Genomic DNA, 25302 nt, shown 5'->3' with positions numbered 1-25302 from the left:
TAAGAAAACGTTTCTAAACTATACTTTAATTATAGAAAACATAATTGGGGGAGATAAATATGGCAGAGGTAATTTTAAAAAGTATAGGGAAATCTTATGATAATGGGTATGAAGCGGTAAAGGATGTAAATATAGATATACAAGATAAGGAATTTGTTGTTTTAGTAGGACCATCAGGTTGTGGTAAATCAACTACCTTAAGAATGATAGCTGGGCTTGAAGAAATAAGTTCAGGAGAATTATATATAGGAGATAAGATAGTAAATGATGTAGCTCCTAAAGATAGAGATATAGCTATGGTTTTCCAAAACTATGCGTTGTATCCTCACTTAAGTGTTTATGAAAATATGGCTTTTGCACTTAAATTAAGAAAGATGCCAAAGGCTGAAATAGAAGCTAAAGTAAAAGAAGCAGCAAAAATACTAGACTTAGAAAAAGTTTTAGATAGAAAACCAAAAGCTTTATCAGGGGGACAAAGACAAAGGGTTGCATTAGGTAGAGCTATAGTTAGAAATCCTAAGGTATTCTTGATGGATGAACCTTTATCAAACCTAGATGCTAAACTTAGAACAGCGATGAGAACAGAAATAACTAAACTACATAAAAAACTTGGAACAACTTTTATATATGTAACTCATGATCAAGTTGAAGCTATGACAATGGCAGATAGAATAGTTATAATGAAAGATGGAGTAATTCAACAAATAGATACTCCTCAAGAAGTATATGACAATCCAAAAAATATGTTTGTGGCAGGGTTTATAGGTGCACCACAAATGAACTTGATAGATTGTAGTATATTAGAAGAAGAAAATGTAGTTTATGCAAAATCTGAAGGATTCAAGGTAGCTTTAGATAAAGTAAAGTCTGATGTGTTAAAGAAAAATGGATACTTAGGAAAAGAAGTTGTATTGGGTATAAGACCAGAAGATGTTCATATAGAAGATTTATTTATAGATAATAGCGAAGATACAATATTTAATGCAACTGTAGAAATAAGTGAACTTATGGGAGCAGAGGTATATGCTTATTTAACTGTTGGTGGAAAGAGTGTTACAGCTAGATTTGATTCAAGATACAATGTGAAATATGGGCAAGAACTAAAATTAGCATTAGACAAAAACAAAGTTCATATATTTGATAAAGAAACTACTAAAGCTATAAGATAATATATAATTTTAAAACTGTGAAACTAATAAGTTACTTTAGTTTCACAGTTTTTTTATGTATAATGAAAATTATAGATTTATAAAGGGGTATGGGGTGATAAATTGAAGGGATTAATAAACTTTTTTGAAGAACAGTTAGGTAAAAAAGTAAATATATATAAATATAAAAAAGGTAAAATTATAAAAAAATCCCAGCAAATTGTAGTTTGGGATAATAAAGAATATATTGTAGAGGTCATAGAAAATAATATTAACATTAAGTTAAATGGGAATTTCTATTTAATATATCAAAAAAATATAAATAAAGAGATACTAGATAAAGTTTTTAAAAGTCTTTATGAGACTGTAAATATAATAAAATACAATGGGAACTACATATTAAATACTAATGAATTAGGTTTAATAGATGAAAATACACCTCAAATAATAGAAACAGAAGTGTATGAAAAAACTTATATAATAAACCTAGGTACAATTAGTAATAGAGAAGAATTTGATTTAAAGATAGATTTGGCTAATAGATTAAAAAGATATATATTTATTGAAAATAGCGATAGAAAGTATTTTGATATATATGATTTAGGTATATACAATTTAATTGAATTAGTAAGAAAAGAAAAATCTTATCCAACTTTATTTGATTATAACCTAATTGACAAGGTAGATAATTTAGTTTTAGAAACAGGAATAGCTTTTATAGAAAATGGGTTTAATATATCTAAAACATCTAATAATATATATCTTCATAGAAATACATTGATATATCGATTAGAAAAAATAAAAGATATAATGGGTATGGATATAAGAAATTTTAATGAAGCACTTATATATTATGTAATAGTTAAAGATTACTTAGTAAGTAAAAACATGTAAAATGCAGGTGATAAAATGAAAATAATAGTTATGAAAGTTAATTTAAGAGCGAGTTGGGTACATTCCCTAAAAGAAAAGAGAATGGTAGTTAAAAGCTTGATAAAAAGAATTCAAAACACCTTCAATGTATCTGTTGGTGAAGTTGAAAATCAAGATATACATCAAAGTATAGTAATTGGATTAAGTGGAGTTTGTGTAGATAATAAACAGGCTAATTCAATTATTGATAATATAACAAATTTTATATATGAAAATACAGACGCAGAAGTTATACATATAGATAGTGATATTGATGTTTACTAAATACCTCGCATAAATTTAGGTAAAATGTGAAAAAATAGTATCAAATAAAACATCAAGAGGTGAAATTAATGAAACGATTTACCAGTATAGTTTTAGCTATGATGATGGTTATAATGGTTTTTGGGACAAACTCATTTGCAGATGACAAAAAAGCACAAGGACCTATTAACTTATCCTCTAAGTCAGCTATATTAATGGATGTAGGAAGTGGTCAGATACTATTTGAAAAAAATCCACATGAAAAACTTCCTCCAGCTAGTGTTACGAAAGTAATGACTATGTTGCTTATAGTTGAAGCATTAGATAATGGAAAGATAAAATTGGATGATGAAGTACAAATAAGCGAAAGAGCATCAGAAATGGGAGGAAGTCAAATATTTTTAGAACCAGGAGAAACACAAAAAGTAGATGACCTTTTAAAAGGAATAGCTGTTGCATCTGCTAATGATGGTTGTGTTGCTATGGCTGAGTTTATAGCGGGAAGTGAAGAAGAATTTGTAGCTATGATGAATAATAAAGCTAAAGAATTAGGAATGAAAGATACTAATTTTGCTAATACAAATGGATTACCAGTAGAAAATCATTATACATCAGCACATGATATAGCTATAATGTCTAAAGAATTATTAAAACATGATAAAATAACTAAGTATCTAACAACATGGATGGATCAAATTGTAGTAGGTAAAAAGAGAGTATCTATTGGACTTGCAAATACTAACAAGATGATAAAACACTATCAAGGAGCAACAGGAGTTAAAACTGGATTTACACAAGAAGCTAAATATTGCTTATCGGCATCAGCTAAAAGAGGAGAAACACACTTAGTAGCCGCAACCTTAGGAGCACCTACAACACAGGAAAGATTTAAAGATGCATCGTCATTATTAAGTTATGGATTTGCAAACTATGAAAGTGTAAAATTATGTTCTAAAGGTGATACAGTTGCAACATTAACTTTAGATAAAGCTGAAGATAATAAAGTAAACTTAGTTGCTAAAGAAGATTTAAGTGCACTTATTAAAAAAGGAGAAAGTAAAGACTTTACTAAGAAGATAGATGTAGTTAAAGATTTAAAATTACCTGTAAAAAAAGGTACTGAATTAGGAAGTATAAGTATCTATAAAGGTGATAAGCAAGTAGGCAAAGTTATGCTTGTAAATGAAAAAGATATAAAAAAAGCAGGATATTTCAAAATGTTTGAAAGAGTTATAGATAGTATATTTTAGATAAAAGGCCTAGATAATCTAGGTCTTTTATAATTTAAATCTTAAATTGATTATAAGTATATATATTGTTATAATAATATTAAAACTTAAAAATAGGAGAGAATTTAATGAATATTTTAAGCCAGTTTTTAGTAGGGGCAGTAGGTATAGCGGTAGCTATATCAGTTCATGAGTTTGGGCATGCGTATGTAGCTCATCTTTTAGGCGATGATACAGCTAAAATGAGCGGAAGAATGACTCTAGACCCTATGAAACATGTTGATCCGCTTGGACTTATAATGCTTATAGTGGCTAGGTTTGGATGGGCAAAGCCAGTTCCAGTAAATCCAAACAACTTTAAAAATTATAAAGTTGGGAACTTATTAGTTTCTTTAGCAGGACCATTATTTAATGTAATAACAGCAATAATAGTTATAAACTTAATGGGATTTGTAAAATTAGAAGCTTTAATTATTATATTAGATAGTATTTTTATGTATAATGTAGGATTTGCAGCATTTAACCTTTTACCGTTACCTCCATTAGATGGATGGGGTATAGTATCTACTTTTATACCACTTAAGTATTATGATGCGGTATATAAATATGAAAGTATGAGTACTTTTATATTTATAGTGTTAATATTAACTAACATACATGTAATAATATTAGACCCTATAGTAAAAGTACTATATAGTATAATTAGCATGTTTATATTTTAGAGTATAAATTAAAAAATTTAGAGGTAATTTATGAAGTATAGTGTACAACTTAAGGTATATGAAGGGCCATTAGATCTTTTATATGATCTTATAACTAAACATAAAATAGATATAAAGGATATATCTATTATAGAAATAACGAAGCAGTATTTAAAGTATTTAGATATGCTTGAAGAGTTTGATTTGGAAATAGCAAGTGAGTTTATAACCATGGCATCAAAACTTTTACAAATCAAGTCAAAGTATTTATTATATAAGCAAAGAAATGATGAGGAAGAAGAAGATCCAAGATTAGAGCTTATGGAACAACTTGCAGAGTATAAAAAATATAAAAATGCTGCACAAGATTTAAAAAATAATGTAACGTATGTAGAAGATATATTCTATAGAAAAAAAGAAGAAATAGTAGTAGAAGAAAATTTAGACCTAGAAACTATATCTTTAGATGCTATAGTAAAAATACTTCCTCATATATTAAATGTTAAAGAGAATAGTGAAGAAGAAGTAGTAAAAGATGATAAGCTAAATAAGATTGTTAGAACTCGTATTATATCTGTTGAAGAAAAAATGCACTATGTAAGAGATATTATAAAAGAAAAAGAAGATGTTAAATTTACAAGCTTAATATCTAATTATCAAAAGGATGAAGTTATAGCGACATTTTTATCTGTTTTAGAGCTTATAAAAACTCATGAAGTAATTGTTGTTCAAGATTTATTCTTTGATGATATCTTAATAAAGAGAAATATGGAGAGTTAATATGAGACGTGATGAAATAAAAAGTATTATAGAAGCTATAATGTTTGCATATAGTGAACCTATAAGTATAAAAGAGTTAAATAATGCTATTAATGAAGAACTTTCTTCAAAAGAAATAGAAATAATGTTAAATAGTTTAATTGAAGATTATAAAGAAAATAATAGAGGGATACAAATTATAAAATTACAAGATAAGTATCAGATGTGTACAAACAAAGAGTATTCATCATTTGTAAAAAATATTTTAGAACCTAAAAGAAAGAAAACTTTAAGTCAGGCAACATTAGAGGCATTAACTATAATAGCTTACAAACAGCCTATAACAAAAGTTGAGTTAGAAGAAATAAGAGGAGTTAAAAGTGATAAAGTTATACAGACTTTACTTGAGAACGAACTTATTTATGAAGCTGGAAGGTTAGATAAAATAGGAAAGCCTATAATATTTAGAACAACTGATGAATTCTTAAAATTACTAAACATTGAAAAATTAGAGGATTTACCTTCAATAGAAAATTATGAAAATGAATAAAGTCGCAATAGCAGATATTGATTAAGTTATATCTTAATTAGTATCTGCTATTTTTATGCATAGTTTTGAAAAAATGGAAAATAATATAAATATGAAATATATAGATTTAGGAACTATATTTATTTTTTTATTAAAGATAATATTGCCTTTAGCTTTATTAATTTATTTTATATTAAAAAGCAGTATACACATAATTATAACTTCAAATATAAATAATAAGGATATAGAGGTTAAGGTATCTATAAGATATCTATTTAACTTAATTAATATAACAAAAACTATCTATCCAATAAGTAAGAGCAATGAAGAAAAAAAACAAACAAAACAAAAGGAGGATGTTAAAAGTAATTCTAAAAAAATTAACTTAAAGATGATAGAAATACAGAATTTGTTAGTTTTATACAGAATTATTAGAAAGGTAAAAGTAACACGAATATATTCAGATTTTAACTTTGGTAGTGAAAATATACAATTTACATCTTTTATATACGTTTTAGTTAATGCTATATATGCAAATGTAGATAATTACTTAAAACCACAAAATATGTATTTGAAAGTGATTCCATGTTACAACAAAAACTACATAAAGCACAAAGGAATATTACATATAAGTCCTACTATAAAAGATATAATAACTTTAACTAGAGGATTGATTAAAATATATATACAAATTAGAAAATATGAAAAGGTTAAGTATGGCAAGGAGGCTAAAGATAATGAGATCAGCAAACTCAATAAAAAATTTAATGGATACAACACTTGATTCTATTAGAACAACCATTGATGCAAATACTATAATAGGAGATCCTATAAAAGCGGATAATACAGTTGTAGTACCTATATCAAAAGTAACGATCGGTTTTGGTATAGGAGGAGGCGAATATTCAAGGGGAAATAGTAACAATAAAAAAAGCCAAGATGATGAAAATAAAGATGATACAAATTTTGCAGGAGGTAGTGCAGGAGCTATATCACTTCAACCTGTTGCATTTGTTGTAGTAGAAAATGGAGAAACAAGATTAATGAGCTTAGATCATAACATAAATATGGTAGATAATATTCTAAGTGTAACTCCACGAGTTTTAGAAAAAATTCAAAAACTAAAAAATAATGAAAACGAAGTTAAAGACAATAAAGAATGTTAAATTTAAATGAAGCTATAAAGGTGTAATAAATATTTTACCTTTATAGCTTTTTGATTTACAAAGATTGTTATTAAAATATTTTACATCTAAATTATTTGTAACTTAAAAAATTAGAAAAATAATAGTATAATAAGAATAGGTTAATAAATTTTAGTGTTGTAATATTTAATGAGGTGACTATATGGAAAATAAAGAAATATCAAAGCTGATGCTCCAAAGCATGAACAGCTATCAAAATTTAATTAAAACTACAAATACAGATAGATACAGATTAGGGAAAGTTTTAACTAAAAAACAATTTTTTACATTAGTAGAAATACAGAAGCATGACAAAATAGAACTTAAAAACTTAAGTAGAGAACTATACGTTTCTACATCAAGTTTATGTATACTTTTAAATAAGTTGGTTGAATTAGGTTATGTATATAGGGAAGAAGACAGTAAAGATAGAAGAAATACTTTTTATGGAATTACTAAAGAAGGTGAAGAAATAATAAATACAGAAATAGATAAATTTATGCACATAATAAACGATAAAATAGATAAATTAGATTTAGATAAAAAGAAAGAATTAGAGGAAAGTTTACAAAAAACTATAGATATAATGAACGAGATAATATAGTTATAAAAAAATACTTAAGGTTTAGATAGCATTATAATACAAATTTATACAAATTTTTAAAGCTGACTTAAAAAGTTATTTAATTTTACTCAAATCAGTACAATGTAGGTAAATTGTGGTATAATTAAACTAACCTAAGATTTTAAATTTTCTTCTTACAGATTAAAGTATATTTTACTCGCTTAACGGCGAGTATTTTTTTTATTTATTAATCAGAATATTTAGAAAAAATATACAATACATGTGATATAATAAATATATATAGATAATTTAATGGGGGAGATTTAATGGGGGATAAAATAAATTATACTGAAAAAAATTTTGATGTATATACAAAGATGATAAAGTATGTTAGAAATTTAAAAATGTTGGAAGTTAATAAACGAGAAATAAATCAAAAACTTTATAACATGTATGTAAATTTAAGCTCTAAAAACATAGATTTAAAAGATTATGTAGTTAATCCCAAAACATTTTGTGATAAGCTATGTAGTGATTATGTTAAAAATACTTCTATGTATCTACTATACTTAGAAACTCTAAAAAAGTTTTCTATTGTTGTTGCAATACTAGCTTTAGGTTGTGATATGCTTTTAGACAAGCCATTAGTAAGTAAATATTTCATATATATTTTAATAGCAGCTTTTGTAGTTTCAATAATATTAACTTATTTGAAATTGTATAGAGCAAATAAATATGGAGTAGAGGAAGAACCTTTAAGTTATAAGATAATATACAACTTAGTTGCTTTGATTTTAGTAATTCCATTATTTATTTTAAGAAATGAAATAAAAGCAAATGGAGATATTAGTATAATTCTTATAGGAATAATATCTATTTGTACATTTTTTATAAGTTCTTTAATAATTAAATTAAATAAAAATAATATAGATAAAAAAATAAGCTGTAAGAGTACTAACTAGCACTCTTACAGCTTATTTTTTCTTTTTTTAAAAGTAAAATCTATACTATTTTTATCATTGATGAATAAAGGAATATAAACCATAGATGTAATTATTATAAATAAAACTACACTATATAAATTGCTATTTGAAAAGCTATAAGTGTAACTTGCATTAGTTAGACTATTTAATAAAAATGTAAATAAGAAGAAAAGGCTACAGGCTTTTAAATTGTCTAATATACAATTAGAGTTAACTTTAAACTTTCTAACTCCAACTAAATACACTAAAGAATATAAAAGTAACAATCTAGAACTTATATAGAAAAAATATAATATATGAGGGAACTCAAAATACATATCTTTAAAGAATATTAAATCTCCAATAGAACAAACAATGCTCCAAGAGAAAAAAACATTAAATAAATGGTACTTTTTAAAATACAAAATAGCTATACAAATATAAGTTGTGATTCTAGTTATGTTTATAGGTAACGTATATAAAACGTTATAACTACCTAAAGATATTAAACAGATTTGCTCAAGTAAGATTTCAAAAATAAATGAAAAACAAATTATCTTTTCAATTAAATAGCTATATGGAAGTAAGTTTTTAGTAAGTTTTGGTAGTGAGAATAAAAATATAGCTACGAAAATTAGAATTAATAGATGTTCATTTGAAAATACAAAATTAGAATTCATAGACTTCCCCCTAACTATTAATATTTTTAAATATATACCCTTAAATTAAATCAAATAAAACAAATATGTAATCATGTCCTTTTATATATTATATTCAAAATAGTTATTCATGATATACAAAAATTAAAAAATTACATAAATATTTAATTGTAACAAAATGAGTCATACTTAATAAATTAGTATTATAAGAAATAAAGAAGTAGACATTAAAAATTTATCTAAGGGAAGTGATTCTTTGAAAAGAATATGTATACAACCATGTGCTGATTGTGGCAGTGAATATTGTCCATGTCATTTAGCATACTCAGGAGATTGTATTCAGTGTAGTTTAATTCAAGGTAGTAAAACATGTGATTGTATATGGCAGGGGGTATGTATATACAATGAAGTTCAGCATAACAAAAATATGAAATGTAATGAAAAGATAGATGTGTTATGTGATGTCAGTAAGAAAAAAGAATTATTAACAGATGTATATTTATTAGAAATAAAAACTCCTAGAAAACTATTAGAGCAATTGATAAATCCAGGATCATATATTTTATTAAGAGGTAAAAATGAACTTGATTCTAAGTATAATGTACCTATATCTGTTATGGATATAGATTTAGAAAATGAACTATTAAAAGTAATTATCAAAGAAGTAGGGCACAAGACTAAAACTTTATTAAATTTTGATAAAGTATGGGTTAGAGGACCTTATTTAAATGGAGTTTTAGGACTTAAAGAATTCAAATTAACTAACAATAGTAATGTAGCAGTAATATTAAGTGGATTATCTCAAGTTAATGCTCCAAAAATAATAAAATATATTTTGAAAAATAATAACAATGTAGAAGTTTTTGTAGATACAAGAAGAACTATATTAGATGAAGTAATTGAAAGAATAAAAGAATTAAATGTAAACATACATTTTATAAATATAAAAGAAGATGAAGATTTAATAAAAGATTATATTGTAAGAAATAATGTAGAATTAGTTTATAGCGGTGGGTTTAATTCATTTAATAGAGAGACTATGAAGTTAGTAGATAGTATAGATGAAAATATTAGATTTGCAATAGCTAATAACAACTTGATTGTATGTGGAGAAGGAATATGTGGAGGATGCACGGTTATAGTTAATGGAAAGAGAATGAAATCGTGTAAAGCTCAAATTGATGGTAGAGATTATCTAAAAAGCTTGAAATAAATTATAAGTTTTATAATTAAGGGGGAAAAGGAATATGCCAAAAGTTGTAGTTATAGGTGGAGGCTGGGCTGGTTGTGCAGCTGCAATATCTGCAAAAAAAGCAGGAGCTGAAGTTGTCATATTAGAAAGAACAGATTTACTATTAGGTCTTGGAAATATTGGTGGAATAATGAGAAATAATGGAAGATATACAGCTACAGAAGAAGCAATAGCATTAGGAGCAAGGGAGTTATTCGAATTAACAGACAAATATTCAACACATAAAGACATGGATTTCCCGGGACATAAACATTCTACAATATATAATGTTACAGAAATCGAAAAACCAGTAAGAGAAAAAATAATAAGTATGGGGATTGATGTAAGATTTTTTTCAAGAGTAATAGATGTTAAGTTAAATGGTAAAAAAATAGAAGCAGTAGTATTAGAAGATGGAGAAATAATAAGTGGAGATTCATTTGTAGAAACTACAGGGTCATCAGGCCCAATGGGAAATTGTACTAAGTATGGAAATGGATGTGCAATGTGTGTTCTTAGATGTCCATCTTTTGGAGGAAGAGTAAGTATAACAGCTAAGTGTGGAGTAGAAGATATGTATGGTAGAAGAAATACTGGAGAATTAGGTGCATTTAGTGGATCTATGAAGTTACTAAAAGAAAGTTTGAGTGAAGAAATACAAAAAGATTTAAATGAAAAAGGTTGTGCAGTAGTTCCTTTACCAGAAGAACTTATAAATACTGAAAAATTAGATATAAAAGTATGTCAACAATATTCATTACCTGAGTTTGCTAAGAACTTAGTATTAATAGATACAGGTCATGCTAAGTTAATGGCTCCATTTTATCCTCTTGAAAAATTAAGAAAAATACCAGGATTTGAAGCAGCGATAATAGTAGATCCATATTCAGGAGGCAAAGGAAACTCTATAAGATACTTGTCTGTTGCTCCTAGAGATAACTATATGAGAGTTACAGGTGTAGAAAACTTATTTGTAGGTGGAGAAAAAAGTGGATTCTTTGTAGGGCATACAGAAGCAATATGTACAGGAAGTTTAGCAGGTCATAATGCTGCTAGAAACTCAATAGGGATGTATCTATTACAATTACCTACAAGTATAGCTATTGGAGACTTTATAGCTCATGCTAACAAATCTTTAAAAGAAGAAGGAGCAGATAAACTTAAGTTCACTTTTGCAGGAAGTGTATATTTTAATAGAATGAAAGAATTAGATTTTTATACTACTGATAAAAAATCAATAGAAGAAAGAGTAAGAAAAACAGGGCTTGAAGGCATTTTTGACAAGAAAATAATTAGATAAAAACTAGGGAGTAACAATTTTGTTACTTCCTTATTTTTGTTGAAAATACTAATAAAAGACAGAATATTACATATAATTACAAAAGTGTAATTGAATATATTACAGTAAAGTAATAATATATTTATAGATTATGAAAATTTCAGAGGAGTACACATATGAAAAAATTGATTTATTTCATTATGCCACTAATCATAGGAGGTATATTTTTATTTGGGCTAGATAAATTTCTTGATGTCAAAATTGATGAACTATTACAAGAAAAAAATCTAGTGCCTATTATGAATAACTCTTTAAGTAATGTAAAAGACAAAGGGGTTATTGTAAATAATTATTTCTTAGAAAATAAAGACATTATGATGTTGGGATCATCTGAATTAGGGCATTCAACGAAACAACATCCTACATATTACTTTAATACTAATAGAAGTAAAGATGGTATTTTTACAATAGGGAGAGCATATACTCAAAGTTTACAAGATTCAGCGATAATAGGGAGTGTAAACCCTAATATAAAAGATAAAAAAGTGGTTTTATTAATCTCAATGCAATGGTTTATGGATAAAGAGGGAGTTACACCTCATCATTATCAAACCAGATTTTCTCCTGTGCAATTTTATTCGTTTTTAGATAATCCTGATATATCAAAAGAAAATAAGTTAAAATTTGCACAAAGATCAAGTGATTTACTAGTTGGAGCAGGCGAGTTTAAACCAGAAGCTGTATATGCAAACTTATATGGGGATAATTCTTTAATTGCAAAAACAGAGAAAGCTTTATTATCTCCTTATTTTGAAGCGAGAAAATATTTTGTCACTCTTAAAGGGAAAGGATTATTGTATGAAAGACTAGTAGGATTAAAAGACAAAACTACTACAAAACAAACAAATCCAATAAACTGGAAGAAAGAGGAGCAAAAAGCTATACAAGATGCGAAAAAAAGAGTCGGAAATAATGACTTATGTATAGACAAAATATATTACAAAAAGAACTTTGGTGAAAATTTAAACAAAGTTAAGGATAAATACAAAGATGTAGATTTATTAGAATCAAAAGAGTTCTATGATTATAATCTTAACTTAGATATATGTAAGGACTTAGGAATAAAGCCTGTAGTAGTACTTATACCTGCTATGGACAAATTCTACAATGTTACAGGAATATCTAAGGGAGAAAGACATGAATTCTATGATAAAGCCGGTGCGATGGCAAAAGAGCATGGATTTGATGTAATTGACCTTAGAGATAAAGAAACGGAAAAATATTATTTAAGAGATGTAATGCACCTTGGTACGAAAGGATGGGTAGATGTCTGTGAAAAGCTATTTAAAGAATTTGATGAGCAATAAATATTTAATGATGAGTATAGGATTTACTGTAGTTATAATAGCAGCTATATTAATTTTAGCATTTACTCCATTTAAGGAGTTACCATTTATATATAATGAGTTTTAATGGGAGGATTACAAATGAAAATTATTGAAGGCATAAAAAAGTATGCAAACACAGATAGAATAGCATTAAAATGTAATGATGAAAGTCTTTCATATAAAGATTTAGATAAATATTCAGAAGCTATAGCAGTATATTTAAAAGAAGTATATAAAGAAGAAGATACACCTATAGTTATATACGGAAATAAAGAAAATCTTATAATGGCATGTATGATAGGTGCTTTAAAATCAGGAAGAGCATATGTGCCACTAGATATAAGTTTTCCGTTAGATAGAGTTTTTGAAGTAACAAAAGAAGTTAAGCCTAAAGTTGTATTTAACTTTAGTGATGAAAAAGACTTTGATGGATTAAATGTTATAAACAAAGATGAACTTGAAAATATAATTAAAAAATATGAAGGAATAACTGTAGACAAAGAATCTTGGGTAAAAGAAGATGAAAATGCATACATATTATTTACATCAGGAAGTACAGGAAAACCTAAAGGAGTTCAAATTAGCTCAAATAACTTAGATAGTTTTGTAGATTGGATTAGTCCTTACTTAAAAATAGATGGAAGTGAGAAAGTAATTATGAATCAAGCAGCATATTCATTTGACCTTTCAGTTACATCTATATATCCAGGATTAGTAAATGGAGCTACATTATTTTCATTATCAAAGAAGGTATTAGCAGATTACAAAGAGTTATTTAAACAGTTTAAAGAATCTGATATGGCTGTTTGGGTATCAACACCATCATTTGCAGGCGTTTGTGTAACAGAAAATGATTTTAATAGTGAAATGCTTCCAAAATTAGAATCTATGATATTTATAGGAGAAGCTCTGCCAAAGAGTTTAGCAAAAGAACTTTTAGATAGATTCCCAAATACAAGAGTTATAAATGGATATGGTCCAACAGAAGCTACAGTTGGAGTAAGTGTAAATGATATTACATACAATGAAATAAATGATGAAAAGAGTTTACCAGTTGGATATCCTATGGAGAATTGCAAAATTAAAATAGTAGATGAAAATGGAACTGAAGTTAAAGAAGCTGAAAAAGGCGAAGTTGTAATAATAGGACCATCAGTATCTAAAGGATACTTTAATAATAAGGAAAAAACAGATGAAGTATTTTATTATGATGAAATAGATGGAGCAAAATATAGAGCATATAAAACAGGGGATATGGGATATATGCTAGACGGGAATATATACTACTGTGGTAGAAAAGATTTCCAAATAAAGTTAAATGGATTTAGAATTGAAATAGAAGATATAGAAAATAATTTAAGAAAAGTTGATAATGTAAAAAATGCAATAGTTTTACCAGTATACAAAGATGAGAAAATAGCTTATCTAAGAGGGATAGTAGAACTAAAAGAAAAAAATGAACTAGGAAACCTTAAAAATGGTATGTTAATAAAGAAAGAATTAGGAAAATACATACCAGGATATATGATTCCTAGAAACATAAAGGTTATAGATGAGTTTCCAACAAATATTAATGGAAAAATAGATAGAAAGAAACTTATGGAGGAAAATTAATGACTTTTTCGCAATATGGAGATTATTTTTATCTTTATATATTACTATTAACGTCAATCCCAGCAATAGTGTTAGGGCTTACTGGTAAGAACATAAAGTACTATGGAATGATAGCTACAGCGTTTATGATATTTTTAATAGTTGGAGTAAATGTGCATTTATCATTTTTAATAGCCTTTATTATAATTGAGGTTATAGTAGTTAAAGGATATGAATATGTAAGGAAAAAAACTGATAATAAATGGATATATAGATTATTTCTATTAGCATCAATGTCACCAATTATAATAAATAAACTTTCACCGTATACATCATTTGGTGTTATTGGGTTTATAGGAATATCATATTTAAACTTTAGAACGATACAAATGGTTATTGAAATTTATGATGGGGCAATAAAAGAAGTTAAATTAATAAATATGCTTTACTTTGTTTTATTCTTCCCAACACTAAGTTCAGGGCCTATAGATAGATCAAGAAGATTTGAAAAAGATTTAGAAACTATAATACCTAGAAATGAATATATAAATGATTATTTAATTCCAGGGGTTAAAAAAATAGTTATGGGAATTGGATATAAATATGTAATAGCATTTTTAGTTAATACATACTGGATGTCAAAGATACCATCACAAATAAATTTTGTAAATGCAATGAGTTATATGTATGCATATAGTTTATACTTATTCTTTGACTTTGGAGGATATAGTTTATTTGCAGTAGGGACAAGTTATATATTTGGAATAAAAGCTCCAGATAACTTTAATAAGCCATTTATAAGTAAAGATATGAAAGAGTTCTGGACAAGATGGCATATAAGTCTTTCTAGATGGTTTGGAGATTACATATTCTCAAGATTTGTAATATCTTCTATAAGAAAAAAGAGATTTAAAAAAAGGGCAACTGCTTCACATGTTGCTCAAATGATTACAATGCTAGTTATGGGATTTTGGCATGGGTTAACATGGTTTTATATAGTGTATGGAATATATCAAGGGTTAGCACTTGTCTTAACTGATATATATCAGAAGAAATCTAAGTTTTACAAAAAACATAAAAAAGAGAAATGGTTTGAAGCTGTGCAAATTGTGACTACATTCCACATTGCTTGCTTTGGATTATTGATTTTCTCAGGATATTTTGCTTAAATTTAAGGAGGAATACTAAATGCAAGAAACAGTTATAGGAATATTTGAAGATGTTTTAGGGTGTGATGAAATAAGAGAGGATTTAGATTTAGACTTATTTGAAGCTGAACTTTTAGACTCTCTAGCTATAATAGAAGTATTACTTGAGATAGAAGAAAGACTTGGTATAACACTTCAACCAACAGATTTAGAAAGAAGTGATATGGCTACAGTAAATAACTTAACTAAGTTTTTAGAAGCTAGAAAATAAATTATTAAAAAATAATATTAAAAAAGGAGGAAAATGCTCCTCCTTTTTTAATATACATCACTATAATTCATATATTCAATTATATCGTTATAAATTTCAACAACAGAAGAAATATTTGTCATTGTATTATCAAAATATAATTTTATGACATCTTCAGTTTTGTATAATATTAAATCTTTATTGTCTGGATTTATAAATGATATAGTTTTTTCGCTGTTATACTCATCAACATCGATAGTTTTTACAACGCAGTTATGTTTACTTATTTTAGTAGCAATATTAAATAATAAGTCATCGCTACAGTTTTCCAGCTTAATAACTAAGCAGTGAAATGTAGTTTTAAAATTCATAATAAACCTCCTTGGATAAAGTTTGATTTTAGTATATAATAATACCCTAATAAAAATTTTATCATATTTAGTCAAAAAAACAAATTTGCAAAATAGAAAAATAGATATATAATAATAAAATAGACTAGATATGGAAATAACTAAGCTATATATATATTTTAGAGGAGAGAGTTTTATGTCAAAGGTTGCAAAAGCAGCAGTAGGTCTTATGGCTGCAACACTAATAGCCAAAATGATGGGGTTTGGTAGAGAACTAGCCTTAGCATCGGCATACGGAGCATCAGGGACAAGTGATGCCTTTTTAGTAGCTATGAATATACCCGCAGTTATATTCTCAGCAATAGGTACATCTTTAGGAACTGCTTTCATACCGCTTTATTGTGAGTTGGATTCTAAGCAGGGAAAGAAAGCTTCGCTTAAATTTACAAATAATGTATTCAATATAGTAATACTTATATGTTTAATCATTTCTGTATTTGGAGCTATATTTACAGAACCAATAGTTAAACTATTTGCAGTAGGGTTTAAAGGAGAAACTTTAGTACAAGCAGTGTACTTCACTAGAGTATTAATTCTAGGAATGGCATTCCTAGGAATGAGTTATATAATGATGGCATTTTTACAAGTTAAAGAAAACTTTATAATACCAGGATTAATGCCAGTTCCATATAACATACTTATAATAGTATCTATATTCTTAAGTGTTATGATTAACCCAAATCTATTACCTTGGGGAACTTTATTTGGATTATCATTACAATTTGTATTCCAATTTCCTTTTGCATATAAAAAAGGATTTAGATACAGACCGTATGTTAATTTAAAAGATGAATATTTAAAGAAAATGATATGGTTAATTGCACCTGTTTTAATAGGAGTTGCTGTTACTCAAGTTAATACAATAGTAGATAGAACAATAGCATCTACACTAGTTGAAGGTAGTATATCTGCACTTAACTACGCTACAAAACTTAATCAGTTTGTTATGGGTATGTTTATAGTTTCAATATCATCAGTTATATACCCGATGCTTTCAAAGTTATCAACAGAAAATAATATAAAGAAATTTAAAGAATCTATAGTCACTGCTATAAATGTTGTTATATTAATAATAATACCAATATCAGCAGGAGCTATAATACTGGCAACACCTATAGTCAGATTACTATTTGAAAGAGGAGAATTTGATGCCAGAGCTACATCTATGACAGCAATAGCATTAACATTTTACTCTATAGGTATGTTAGGTTTCGGACTTAGAGATATATTAGGTAAAATATTCTATTCTTTAAAAGATACTAAAACACCTATGATAAATGGTATAATAGCTATGTTTTTAAATATAGTATTAAATCTAGCTTTTGTTAAATTTACTAATATGCAATTAGCTGGATTAGCATTTGCAACTAGTATATCATCATTATTTACAATAGCATTATTATCTGTAAGTTTAAGAAAAAAAATAGGTGCATTTGGTGGTAAGAAAATAGTATCGGTACTTATAAAGGCTTTAATATCAGCATTTATAATGGCATTTGTAACAAGGGGATCATATAACTTACTAGATGGAATTTTAAGCACAGGATTCATTCAAGATGCAATAAAATTAGGAGTATCTGTAGGACTAGGTGCTATAGTATACGGAATATTTATAATAATATTTAGAGTTGATGAAGTTAAATTAATCTTTAAAATGTTAAAGAAGAAAATAAAAAAATAAATCATATATATTAAACTACAGCATATGCTGTAGTTTTTTTATGATTAAAGAAACTATACTTAACAAAATATGATAGTTAAGTTATTTTATTTAATTATAAAAAGATTTTAAATATAAATGTGAAATAAAAGGATATTTGTTATAATATATAGAATTTATAGTAAGTATACTAATTATTTAATAGGTGATTGAATGAATAATAATTTAAACAAGGGAAATTATCAACTAGTTTTAAATCATACCATAAATCAATTTAAGAAATTAAATTCAGAAGTAGCTTCAAATTTATCTAACTCATTTTATGACAGCAAAAATAATTTAATTATTTTGGAATTTATTGACCATACCTTAGACATAGAGTATCCATCTGGAAATATTACAACTGAAAATAATGAAATCACAAATGATGTATGTGAAAAAATATTAATTTTAAGATTTTTAATAAATGCTAATCAAATAAAAAGACAAGAACATTACATAACATACAAAGAGATTGAAGGAGGATATGTATACTATAATAACTTTTATAATAGAACAATAAGAGGATTTATTGATAAATACGGTAGAAATATAAATATATTTAAAACAAGTATGGAAAAAATAGGGGGACAAAAGTTAGCATTAGGAGATATTTCATATAAAGTTAAATTTATAAATGATACATATGTAGTATTTGTTTTATGGGAAGGTGATGATGAGTTAGAGCCATCTGGAAATATATTGTTTACATCTAATGTAACTGATTATTTTAATGCTGAAGATCTAGCTGTTATACCAGATATTATTTTAAATAAATTAAAATAAATTATGAATTAGAATGTCATAAATTGTTAATTATCATAATATATATTATTAATATTTTGTAGGGGGTATCTATACTATGATTATGTCAAGAAGCATAAGAAAAACTAAACATAAACAAAGTAGTGTATACACATTAGTTGCTATAGCAGATATAGTGATATTAGGAGCATCTTTTGCTATAGTACTTGCTAACTGGTAAAATAAAGAAAGCTATCTCATATGAGGTAGCTTTTAATTTTTAATATAAATAAGCTTTGATACTTATACAATAATGTGTTTATATATAGTTATAGAGCTAAAAAAGGAGGACTTCATGAATTATATAGAAGATATAAAAAAATATAAGCCAATAAATGAGCAAGAGAAAAAAGATAAAGAAATAATATTATCGTGTATAAATAATTATAGCGATATATTAACTAGAGAAAATGAGGTATGTCATTTAACTAGTTCTGGATTTATTGTTAATAAAGATAGAGATAAAGTGCTTATGATTCATCACAATATATATAAATCTTGGGGATGGACTGGTGGACATGCAGATGGAGATAGTAATTTATTAGAAGTGGCAATAAAGGAAGCTATGGAAGAAACAGGAGTTAAAAATGTATCTCCAATAACTAAAGATATATGCTCTATAGAAATATTACCTGTAAATTCCCACATAAAAAAAGGGAAGTATGTAGCAGCGCACTTGCACTTATCAATTGCATATATACTAGAGGCAGAGGAGAACGAAGAGTTACATATAAAGGAAGATGAAAATAGTGGAGTAAAATGGATAAGCATGAAAGATATAAAAAATCATGTAAATGAAGAACATATGTTAAAAGTTTATGAAAAATTAATTAATAAATCAAAAAATATTTAGTAAATAAATAGCTTGTATATTAAGGCTTATAATTGATAAATTTAATCCTTCTTATACAAGCTATTTAAAAAATAAATTAAGAAATTGCACTAGAATCTATATCACAAGATTTAAGCATATTAGCTAATTTTAATTTAGGACAGGAATTTTTTTTCTTAGAATTTAATTTTTGGTGAGAATAACCTTTATATTCTTTAGACTCCTTTATAAAATACCTATAGATAGAAAAGTCTAACAATAAATCAGAGTCACTAAAATTCATATAATTTAGATAATCCATTTCTAAAGATGGATTTTCTATAATGAAATCTCTAATCATAGATTTTACAACTTGTAAATCGTAAATAAGTTTTTCTGTATTTATGTCAAGTTCATCATTTACAAATGAACAGTCTCTAGCACTATTTGTAAGAAGTGATAATGTATCATATTGTGTATGTTTTATTTTTGTTGAAATGGAATTATATAAGAAGAACAAATTACCAAATGATTTTTCAATTTCAAACTCACCATTTAAAACTAGTCGAATTGATTTTAAATCTTTTTTAGAGTTAACTGTAAGTTGAGTTCCTTTATTAAAAACTATGCTAGTTGGAAAAGTTATATTATTATAATCGATACAACCAGTTAAAACTCCATCTTCTACACTAAAAAATTCATCACCGTGATAAATAATGAAATTTTCACCATAGTTATAATAAAGTGTTTTAGTTGGAACTTTATCTCCAAAGCTAAATTCTATTAAATTATCACAACATTTAACCACCTTATTATTAGCATTTAATATTGGATAATAAAAACATTCAAATAACATAAAAAGCCTCCTATTAGAAATACTTTTAATTTTGTTAAAAAATTATTTATCTTACTAATTTAAATATAGCTAATAAAAAGTTTTTTTTCAAGCTTATTCATAATTTAAAATATACTAGAATATGATATTAATCGACAATTACATTTTTATGGTCTTTTAAGATATATACTACTATAATAATAATATAGATATTATTATAAGGGGGGACTAAAAATGAAATTTATAGATTTACACTGCGATACTATAGATAGATTGATAGCTGAAGAAAGTGATAATAAATTAAGATGTAACTTTCATTCAGTAGATATAGAAAAGTTGAAAAAAGGGGATTGCTTAGCTCAAACATTTGCTTTATATGTGGATATAGATGAACAAAAACAACCATATAATCACTGTATGAAAATGGCTAACAAATTTCATGAAGAAATAAAACTAAATAATGATTTAATAAGTCTAGCTACTAATTATGATGAAATTATTGAAAATAATAGAAATTCAAAAATAAGTGCATTATTAGCTATTGAAGAAGGTGCTGTTTTAGAAGGAAATATAGATAATTTACAAAAATTTTATGATTTAGGAGTAAGAATGATGACCCTTACTTGGAATCATGAAAATGAAATAGGGTATCCTCATATAAAGCCTGAATATAAAGAAAAAGGACTTAAAAAATTTGGAATAGAAGTTGTGGAGAAAATGAATGAATTAGGAATGATAGTTGATGTATCTCATTTATCTGATGCTGGTTTTTATGATGTATCAAAAATATCAAAAAAACCTTTTATAGCAACTCATTCTAATTCAAGAACTATAACAAATCATAGTAGAAATCTAACAGATGAAATGATAAAAATTTTAGCAAACTCAGGAGGAGTTACTGGAATAAATTTCTGTAGTGCATTTATAGGAGATACTCCTATGACTATGATTAAAGATATGGTTTCTCATATAAAGCATATAAAAAATATTGGAGGAATAGATGTTGTAGCTTTAGGATCTGATTTTGATGGTATTGGATGTAAGGTAGAAATAAATGATGTTAGTGAAATGGGTAAACTAGCTTTACAACTAGAAAAAGAAGGATTTACAAATGAAGAAATAGAGAAAATTTACTACAAAAATGCATTAAGGGTAATAAAAGATGTTATGTAGTAATTACCATTTAGATATATTAAAAAATTTGATATAATGATATTAGTTTTTTCTAGAGGAATATGAATTTTACAACATAATATATATGAATTTATATACTTAATTATTGATTATTATATAATGAATATGATATAATCTGTTGTACAAAAAAATAGGTGATGGAGTTCGCCATTAAATGCTTAAAAATAAGAAGCTAATGACTCCTACTCTTTTATAAGGGTAGGAGTCTATTTTTTTTGTGTAAAATAAAAAGGAAGGAGAATTTTATGACGATAATATTAAGTTTAATAGCTATAGGAATTTTAACAAACTATAGTGGAAAGTTAGTAGAGTATATTAAACTACCATCTCTAATTGGGATGATGATATTTGGTATGTTTATAGGACCATCATTTTTAAATTTGGTTCCAGAGAGTGTACTTGATATATCGCCATTATTAAAAGATTTCGCTCTTGTAACAGTTCTATTTATAGGAGGATTAGGCATAAGTGTAGATCAAATGAAAAAAATAGGAAGACCAGCTATGTTATTAAGTGTAATACCAGCAACATTAGAGGGGCTTACAATTGCATTTATATCAATGATTATTTTAGATTTTACATTTATACAAGGAGGAATACTTGGATTTATAATAGCGGCAGTAAGTCCTGCAGTTTTAATTCCTGGAATGATATCTTTAATAGAAAGAAAGTTAGGGCAAGATAAGGCTATTCCTCAAATGCTTTTAGTAGGAGCATCTGCAGATGATACAGTTGCAATAACTTTATTTACTACATTTTTAACTATATACACACAAAGTGCAAAAGGAGAAAGTGTATCTATATTTAACATGTTAGTATCAATACCATTGACTATAATTATAAGCATACTTATAGGATGGATTATTGTTAAGTTAATAAAACCAATTATATTAAAAATTAAAAATGAATACTTAAAGGTTTTAATAGTATTTCCAATATGTTTAGGTATGAGATTAATCGAAAATAATGGTCATATACCTATGTTCAACTCATTATTAACTATAATGATATGTGGATTTTTTATAAGAAATGAACTAGAGGAAAGTGCAAAAACAATATTAAAACATATGAATAGTTTTTGGAAAATTGGAAAACTATATTTATTTACATTTGTAGGTATGGCTATAAATCCAAATCTAGTAGGTCGATATTTTTCAATAGGAATAACTATTTTAGCAATATCTTTGACTATACGTTCTATAGGAGTACTTATATCTTTAGTAGGAACAAACTTAACAGCAAAAGAAAGATTATTTTGTATAATAGCATATCTACCTAAAGCAACAGTTCAATCAGCAAAAGCTGGAATACCTCTACAAATGGGTGTTGCAGGAGGCGAAATAATGCAAGCTTTAGCTATTCTTAGTGTTCTAATAACTGCACCAATAGGAGCTATAGGAATTAATTTAACGTGTGATAAACTGTTAAGTTCAGAAGAAGATGTATGTATAAACAAAGAAAGCCATGTATATTAATATACATGGCTTTTGATTATTTTATTAACTCTAAGTATCCACTTGGATGGAAGTAGTATATATGAGAAGTATCTTGATCAACAAAGTATCCCATATCAGTGTCTACGTCTGGTAAAAATACATATCCTTTAAGTCCTTTTTCTTGTAAAGTTTTAAAGTTATCAGAAGTTCCTTGGAATATGTAATTTATTTTATTATTATTATTTATTAAAAGCTGATTAGCCTCAGCTTGAGTTAGTACTGTTTTTTGTTGTTCTACAGATGTTGTTTTAGTATTTTCTTGTGCAAATGTTACCTCTTGAGTAGGATTAATTAATAATAAACCTCCAACTAATACTGATAAAACTAATAATGATTTTTTCATATGTAAAACCTCTTTTCTTTTTTTATAATTTATTTATGTAAGTATAATTTCTTTTGCTTTGTCTTTCTATACTTAAATATTAACATAGAAAATATAGCCATAACAGTTACACCCTTGTTACCTGCGATTACAAAATTGTCATAAAAATTTTGTTTAAAATCAAACTTATTTGAATGTGTATATTATTCATAATTAATAGTATAATTAGCATGTATAAACTATAATTATGGAGGTGATTTAATGACAGGTGGAAGTATAATATTAAGCTTAATGGAGAAAACAAGTCTTTTGATTGTAATACTTATACTAATAAGTAAAATAAATTTTTTTAAAAGAATATTTCAAAGTGAACAAAATAGTAAAATAAATTTAATTATAATATCGGGAGTATTTAGTGGACTTGCAATTATAGGTACATATATAGGAATAGATGTAAATGGATCCATAGCTAATGTAAGAAATATTGCAATAGTATCTGGAGGGTTATTATTTGGACCAATAGTAGGAATAGTTTCAGGTGTAGTAGCAGGGCTACATAGATTTTTAATAGATATAAATGGAATAACATCTTTACCATGCTTGATTATTAGTATAACTGCCGGAATTTTATCGGGATACTTATGTAATAAAGTTCCAAATGATAAAAAATGGATAGTAGGGATATTATGTGGAATATTTATAGAAACTGTTGGTGTGGAGCTTATATTAGTATTATCAAAGCCACATGAACAGGCTGCTTTAATTGTTAGATATATATATATTCCTATGATTATAGGGCAAGTAGGAACAGGTTTTTTAATATCAATACTTCAAAGTTTAAAAAAAGAAAAAGAAGAAATTGCAGCACAACAAGCAAAGTTAGCGCTAGACATAGCAAATAAAACTTTGCCTTATTTTAGAAATATGAATGAAGAATCTCTTACTAAAGTATGTAAAATAATAAAAGAAGACATAAGTGCAGATGCTGTTTCTATAACAAATAAGAATAGTATAATGGCATATGTAGGTATTGGAGAAGATTATTTTAAAGAGAAAACACAAGGCTTAAGCGATATAACTAAAGAATGTATATATAGAGGAGAAATTATATATGTAAAGGAAAATAATGAGGAATATTTTAAAGATCAAAAAACACCTCTTAAGACAGCTATGTTGATTCCATTAAAAGAAAAAAATGAAATTGTAGGAACTCTTAAAATATATTATTCAAGGCAAAGGGAAATAACTGATTCTCAACAAGCACTAGCAATAGGGTTATCTCAAATGATATCTACATTAATGGAAGTTTCAAAGGTTGAAAAAATAAAAGAAGCTGCTAATAAAGCAGAAATAAAAGCTTTACAAACTCAAATAAATCCTCATTTTTTATTTAATGCATTAAATACTATAACATCATTTATAAGAATAAATCCTGATAGTGCTAGGAATCTAATAATAAATCTAGCTACGTTTTTGAGATACAATTTAGAGTTTAGTGATACAACTATAGATATAAAAAAAGAGCTAGAACAAGTTAAAGCTTATGTTGAAATTGAAAAAGCCAGATTTGGAGATAAGTTAAATGTAGTATATGATATAGATGAGGATATAAATGTAAAGATACCAAGTTTAATAATACAACCATTAGTTGAAAATGCAATCATTCATGGAATTAGGGCTAATGGAGGGAGTGGAACAGTTAAAATAAATGTTAAAAAATCAGGATATAAGACTAATATAAGTGTAGAAAATGATGGGGTAACAATAGATAATAGTATTATAAATAAAGTTAAATCAGGAGATATGCCAGAGAATAAAATAGGTCTTTATAATGTATATTTAAGAATAAAGTTAATGTATGGAAAAGGGCTAGAGATAAAGCAACTAAATCCAGGGACTAAGATTGAATTTACAATATAGGAGGATTAAC

Annotated in this window: 29 protein-coding genes and 1 riboswitch; of the genes, 25 read left to right on the top strand and 4 right to left on the bottom strand. The window is 26.4% G+C overall.

Annotated elements, in window-relative coordinates; genetic code table 11:
- Positions 1 to 59: 59 nt before the first annotated feature.
- The 11 genes from ACEXNK_RS10655 to ACEXNK_RS10605 all read left to right on the top strand — a co-directional run bounded on the left by ACEXNK_RS10655 (position 60) and on the right by ACEXNK_RS10605 (position 8253).
- Positions 60 to 1169, top strand: coding sequence for an ABC transporter ATP-binding protein (locus tag ACEXNK_RS10655; protein WP_373598521.1), 1110 nt, complete (start codon positions 60 to 62; stop codon positions 1167 to 1169).
- Positions 1170 to 1271: 102 nt separating this feature from the next.
- Positions 1272 to 2042, top strand: a complete 771-nt coding sequence (locus tag ACEXNK_RS10650; protein WP_373598520.1) for a PucR family transcriptional regulator — start codon at positions 1272 to 1274, stop codon at positions 2040 to 2042.
- 15 nt (positions 2043 to 2057) lie between these two features.
- On the top strand, positions 2058 to 2345 hold the full coding sequence (locus ACEXNK_RS10645) for a DUF503 domain-containing protein (protein WP_373598519.1): 288 nt from the start codon (positions 2058 to 2060) through the stop codon (positions 2343 to 2345).
- A 68-nt stretch (positions 2346 to 2413) separates the two neighbouring features.
- The gene (locus ACEXNK_RS10640; protein WP_373598518.1) at positions 2414 to 3574 is read left to right on the top strand and encodes a D-alanyl-D-alanine carboxypeptidase family protein; all 1161 of its coding nucleotides are present in this window, start codon (positions 2414 to 2416) and stop codon (positions 3572 to 3574) included.
- Positions 3575 to 3681: 107 nt separating this feature from the next.
- Positions 3682 to 4275: a site-2 protease family protein gene (locus ACEXNK_RS10635; protein WP_373598517.1), complete on the top strand. Its 594-nt coding sequence runs from the start codon at positions 3682 to 3684 to the stop codon at positions 4273 to 4275.
- Between the two features lie 30 nt (positions 4276 to 4305).
- Positions 4306 to 5034, top strand: coding sequence for a segregation and condensation protein A (locus tag ACEXNK_RS10630; protein WP_373598516.1), 729 nt, complete (start codon positions 4306 to 4308; stop codon positions 5032 to 5034).
- A 1-nt stretch (position 5035) separates the two neighbouring features.
- Entirely contained in the window at positions 5036 to 5563 is a 528-nt protein-coding gene (gene scpB, locus ACEXNK_RS10625; RefSeq protein ID WP_373598515.1) for an SMC-Scp complex subunit ScpB, read from the top strand.
- A 91-nt stretch (positions 5564 to 5654) separates the two neighbouring features.
- Entirely contained in the window at positions 5655 to 6326 is a 672-nt protein-coding gene (locus ACEXNK_RS10620; protein WP_373601602.1) for a hypothetical protein, read from the top strand.
- Entirely contained in the window at positions 6280 to 6708 is a 429-nt protein-coding gene (gene ytfJ, locus ACEXNK_RS10615) for a GerW family sporulation protein (protein WP_373598513.1), read from the top strand. Before ACEXNK_RS10620 ends, ytfJ begins: the two co-directional genes overlap by 47 nt.
- A gap of 181 nt (positions 6709 to 6889) precedes the next feature.
- Positions 6890 to 7330, top strand: coding sequence for a MarR family winged helix-turn-helix transcriptional regulator (locus tag ACEXNK_RS10610; protein WP_373598512.1), 441 nt, complete (start codon positions 6890 to 6892; stop codon positions 7328 to 7330).
- Positions 7331 to 7617: 287 nt separating this feature from the next.
- Positions 7618 to 8253: a hypothetical protein gene (locus tag ACEXNK_RS10605; protein WP_373598511.1), complete on the top strand. Its 636-nt coding sequence runs from the start codon at positions 7618 to 7620 to the stop codon at positions 8251 to 8253.
- A 5-nt stretch (positions 8254 to 8258) separates the two neighbouring features.
- Here the strand turns inward: ACEXNK_RS10605 and ACEXNK_RS10600 are convergent, their stop codons facing one another.
- Positions 8259 to 8933, bottom strand: a complete 675-nt coding sequence (locus ACEXNK_RS10600; protein ID WP_373598510.1) for a TMEM164 family acyltransferase — start codon at positions 8931 to 8933, stop codon at positions 8259 to 8261.
- 235 nt (positions 8934 to 9168) lie between these two features.
- Between ACEXNK_RS10600 and ACEXNK_RS10595 the strand changes: the two genes are divergently transcribed.
- The 7 genes from ACEXNK_RS10595 to ACEXNK_RS10565 all read left to right on the top strand — a co-directional run bounded on the left by ACEXNK_RS10595 (position 9169) and on the right by ACEXNK_RS10565 (position 15822).
- On the top strand, positions 9169 to 10125 hold the full coding sequence (locus tag ACEXNK_RS10595) for a hypothetical protein (protein WP_373598509.1): 957 nt from the start codon (positions 9169 to 9171) through the stop codon (positions 10123 to 10125).
- Positions 10126 to 10159: 34 nt separating this feature from the next.
- Complete coding sequence (locus ACEXNK_RS10590) at positions 10160 to 11443, top strand: FAD-dependent oxidoreductase (RefSeq protein ID WP_373598508.1); 1284 nt, start codon at positions 10160 to 10162, stop codon at positions 11441 to 11443.
- 155 nt (positions 11444 to 11598) lie between these two features.
- Entirely contained in the window at positions 11599 to 12789 is a 1191-nt protein-coding gene (gene dltD, locus ACEXNK_RS10585; RefSeq protein ID WP_373598507.1) for a D-alanyl-lipoteichoic acid biosynthesis protein DltD, read from the top strand.
- Positions 12749 to 12895 carry a hypothetical protein gene (locus ACEXNK_RS10580; RefSeq protein WP_373601601.1) on the top strand — a complete coding sequence of 49 codons (147 nt, stop codon included), beginning with the start codon at positions 12749 to 12751 and terminating at the stop codon, positions 12893 to 12895. Before dltD ends, ACEXNK_RS10580 begins: the two co-directional genes overlap by 41 nt.
- Before the next feature lie 14 nt (positions 12896 to 12909).
- On the top strand, positions 12910 to 14424 hold the full coding sequence (locus ACEXNK_RS10575) for a D-alanine--poly(phosphoribitol) ligase (RefSeq protein ID WP_373598506.1): 1515 nt from the start codon (positions 12910 to 12912) through the stop codon (positions 14422 to 14424).
- Complete coding sequence (gene dltB, locus ACEXNK_RS10570) at positions 14424 to 15572, top strand: D-alanyl-lipoteichoic acid biosynthesis protein DltB (RefSeq protein ID WP_373598505.1); 1149 nt, start codon at positions 14424 to 14426, stop codon at positions 15570 to 15572. Before ACEXNK_RS10575 ends, dltB begins: the two co-directional genes overlap by 1 nt.
- A 19-nt stretch (positions 15573 to 15591) precedes the next feature.
- Positions 15592 to 15822: a phosphopantetheine-binding protein gene (locus ACEXNK_RS10565; RefSeq protein ID WP_373598504.1), complete on the top strand. Its 231-nt coding sequence runs from the start codon at positions 15592 to 15594 to the stop codon at positions 15820 to 15822.
- 47 nt (positions 15823 to 15869) lie between these two features.
- On the opposite strand, the gene ACEXNK_RS10560 is transcribed toward ACEXNK_RS10565, so the two are convergent.
- Positions 15870 to 16172: a hypothetical protein gene (locus ACEXNK_RS10560; protein WP_373598503.1), complete on the bottom strand. Its 303-nt coding sequence runs from the start codon at positions 16170 to 16172 to the stop codon at positions 15870 to 15872.
- A 175-nt stretch (positions 16173 to 16347) separates the two neighbouring features.
- On the opposite strand from ACEXNK_RS10560, the gene murJ reads away from it, so the two are divergent.
- From murJ to ACEXNK_RS10540, 4 genes are all read left to right on the top strand, one after another.
- The gene (murJ, locus tag ACEXNK_RS10555; protein WP_373598502.1) at positions 16348 to 17892 is read left to right on the top strand and encodes a murein biosynthesis integral membrane protein MurJ; all 1545 of its coding nucleotides are present in this window, start codon (positions 16348 to 16350) and stop codon (positions 17890 to 17892) included.
- A 192-nt stretch (positions 17893 to 18084) separates the two neighbouring features.
- Positions 18085 to 18696 carry a DUF3786 domain-containing protein gene (locus ACEXNK_RS10550; protein WP_373600626.1) on the top strand — a complete coding sequence of 204 codons (612 nt, stop codon included), beginning with the start codon at positions 18085 to 18087 and terminating at the stop codon, positions 18694 to 18696.
- A 76-nt stretch (positions 18697 to 18772) separates the two neighbouring features.
- A complete protein-coding gene (locus tag ACEXNK_RS10545) occupies positions 18773 to 18895 on the top strand; it encodes a hypothetical protein (protein WP_373600625.1) in 123 nt (40 codons plus the stop codon).
- A 114-nt stretch (positions 18896 to 19009) separates the two neighbouring features.
- On the top strand, positions 19010 to 19567 hold the full coding sequence (locus tag ACEXNK_RS10540) for an NUDIX hydrolase (protein ID WP_373600624.1): 558 nt from the start codon (positions 19010 to 19012) through the stop codon (positions 19565 to 19567).
- A 76-nt stretch (positions 19568 to 19643) separates the two neighbouring features.
- Here ACEXNK_RS10540 and ACEXNK_RS10535 read toward each other — a convergent pair whose 3' ends face one another.
- Positions 19644 to 20381 (bottom strand): hypothetical protein, encoded by a 738-nt coding sequence (locus tag ACEXNK_RS10535; protein ID WP_373600623.1) that lies wholly within the window; start codon positions 20379 to 20381, stop codon positions 19644 to 19646.
- Between the two features lie 213 nt (positions 20382 to 20594).
- On the opposite strand from ACEXNK_RS10535, the gene ACEXNK_RS10530 reads away from it, so the two are divergent.
- The gene (locus ACEXNK_RS10530; RefSeq protein ID WP_373600622.1) at positions 20595 to 21533 is read left to right on the top strand and encodes a dipeptidase; all 939 of its coding nucleotides are present in this window, start codon (positions 20595 to 20597) and stop codon (positions 21531 to 21533) included.
- A gap of 145 nt (positions 21534 to 21678) precedes the next feature.
- Positions 21679 to 21746, top strand: a riboswitch (Fluoride riboswitch).
- A 53-nt stretch (positions 21747 to 21799) separates the two neighbouring features.
- Positions 21800 to 23029 (top strand): cation:proton antiporter domain-containing protein, encoded by a 1230-nt coding sequence (locus ACEXNK_RS10525; RefSeq protein ID WP_373600621.1) that lies wholly within the window; start codon positions 21800 to 21802, stop codon positions 23027 to 23029.
- 16 nt (positions 23030 to 23045) lie between these two features.
- Here the strand turns inward: ACEXNK_RS10525 and ACEXNK_RS10520 are convergent, their stop codons facing one another.
- Positions 23046 to 23393 (bottom strand): hypothetical protein, encoded by a 348-nt coding sequence (locus ACEXNK_RS10520; RefSeq protein ID WP_373600620.1) that lies wholly within the window; start codon positions 23391 to 23393, stop codon positions 23046 to 23048.
- A 240-nt stretch (positions 23394 to 23633) separates the two neighbouring features.
- Here ACEXNK_RS10520 and ACEXNK_RS10515 point away from each other — a divergent pair, with 240 nt between their 5' ends.
- Positions 23634 to 25292, top strand: a complete 1659-nt coding sequence (locus ACEXNK_RS10515) for a LytS/YhcK type 5TM receptor domain-containing protein (protein ID WP_373600619.1) — start codon at positions 23634 to 23636, stop codon at positions 25290 to 25292.
- Positions 25293 to 25302: the final 10 nt, after the last annotated feature.

The organism is Paraclostridium bifermentans, from assembly GCF_964259345.1.
Taxonomy (GTDB): domain Bacteria; phylum Bacillota; class Clostridia; order Peptostreptococcales; family Peptostreptococcaceae; genus Paraclostridium; species Paraclostridium bifermentans_B.
This window is presented reverse-complemented; position numbering and strand designations above follow the sequence as displayed.

Coding starts and splice junctions, on each gene's coding strand:
- ACEXNK_RS10610 (WP_373598512.1), top strand. CDS start 6,890: ATGGAAAATAAAGAAATATCAAAGCTGATGCTCCAAAGCATGAACAGC.
- ACEXNK_RS10525 (WP_373600621.1), top strand. CDS start 21,800: ATGACGATAATATTAAGTTTAATAGCTATAGGAATTTTAACAAACTAT.
- ACEXNK_RS10515 (WP_373600619.1), top strand. CDS start 23,634: ATGACAGGTGGAAGTATAATATTAAGCTTAATGGAGAAAACAAGTCTT.
- scpB (WP_373598515.1), top strand. CDS start 5,036: ATGAGACGTGATGAAATAAAAAGTATTATAGAAGCTATAATGTTTGCA.
- ACEXNK_RS10590 (WP_373598508.1), top strand. CDS start 10,160: ATGCCAAAAGTTGTAGTTATAGGTGGAGGCTGGGCTGGTTGTGCAGCT.
- ACEXNK_RS10645 (WP_373598519.1), top strand. CDS start 2,058: ATGAAAATAATAGTTATGAAAGTTAATTTAAGAGCGAGTTGGGTACAT.
- ACEXNK_RS10635 (WP_373598517.1), top strand. CDS start 3,682: ATGAATATTTTAAGCCAGTTTTTAGTAGGGGCAGTAGGTATAGCGGTA.
- murJ (WP_373598502.1), top strand. CDS start 16,348: ATGTCAAAGGTTGCAAAAGCAGCAGTAGGTCTTATGGCTGCAACACTA.
- ACEXNK_RS10530 (WP_373600622.1), top strand. CDS start 20,595: ATGAAATTTATAGATTTACACTGCGATACTATAGATAGATTGATAGCT.
- ytfJ (WP_373598513.1), top strand. CDS start 6,280: ATGAGATCAGCAAACTCAATAAAAAATTTAATGGATACAACACTTGAT.
- ACEXNK_RS10630 (WP_373598516.1), top strand. CDS start 4,306: ATGAAGTATAGTGTACAACTTAAGGTATATGAAGGGCCATTAGATCTT.
- ACEXNK_RS10540 (WP_373600624.1), top strand. CDS start 19,010: ATGAATTATATAGAAGATATAAAAAAATATAAGCCAATAAATGAGCAA.
- ACEXNK_RS10535 (WP_373600623.1), bottom strand. CDS start 20,381: ATGTTATTTGAATGTTTTTATTATCCAATATTAAATGCTAATAATAAG.
- ACEXNK_RS10655 (WP_373598521.1), top strand. CDS start 60: ATGGCAGAGGTAATTTTAAAAAGTATAGGGAAATCTTATGATAATGGG.
- ACEXNK_RS10620 (WP_373601602.1), top strand. CDS start 5,655: ATGAAATATATAGATTTAGGAACTATATTTATTTTTTTATTAAAGATA.
- dltB (WP_373598505.1), top strand. CDS start 14,424: ATGACTTTTTCGCAATATGGAGATTATTTTTATCTTTATATATTACTA.
- ACEXNK_RS10575 (WP_373598506.1), top strand. CDS start 12,910: ATGAAAATTATTGAAGGCATAAAAAAGTATGCAAACACAGATAGAATA.
- ACEXNK_RS10545 (WP_373600625.1), top strand. CDS start 18,773: ATGATTATGTCAAGAAGCATAAGAAAAACTAAACATAAACAAAGTAGT.
- ACEXNK_RS10520 (WP_373600620.1), bottom strand. CDS start 23,393: ATGAAAAAATCATTATTAGTTTTATCAGTATTAGTTGGAGGTTTATTA.
- ACEXNK_RS10640 (WP_373598518.1), top strand. CDS start 2,414: ATGAAACGATTTACCAGTATAGTTTTAGCTATGATGATGGTTATAATG.
- ACEXNK_RS10600 (WP_373598510.1), bottom strand. CDS start 8,933: ATGAATTCTAATTTTGTATTTTCAAATGAACATCTATTAATTCTAATT.
- ACEXNK_RS10580 (WP_373601601.1), top strand. CDS start 12,749: ATGTCTGTGAAAAGCTATTTAAAGAATTTGATGAGCAATAAATATTTA.
- ACEXNK_RS10550 (WP_373600626.1), top strand. CDS start 18,085: ATGAATAATAATTTAAACAAGGGAAATTATCAACTAGTTTTAAATCAT.
- ACEXNK_RS10560 (WP_373598503.1), bottom strand. CDS start 16,172: ATGAATTTTAAAACTACATTTCACTGCTTAGTTATTAAGCTGGAAAAC.
- dltD (WP_373598507.1), top strand. CDS start 11,599: ATGAAAAAATTGATTTATTTCATTATGCCACTAATCATAGGAGGTATA.
- ACEXNK_RS10565 (WP_373598504.1), top strand. CDS start 15,592: ATGCAAGAAACAGTTATAGGAATATTTGAAGATGTTTTAGGGTGTGAT.
- ACEXNK_RS10605 (WP_373598511.1), top strand. CDS start 7,618: ATGGGGGATAAAATAAATTATACTGAAAAAAATTTTGATGTATATACA.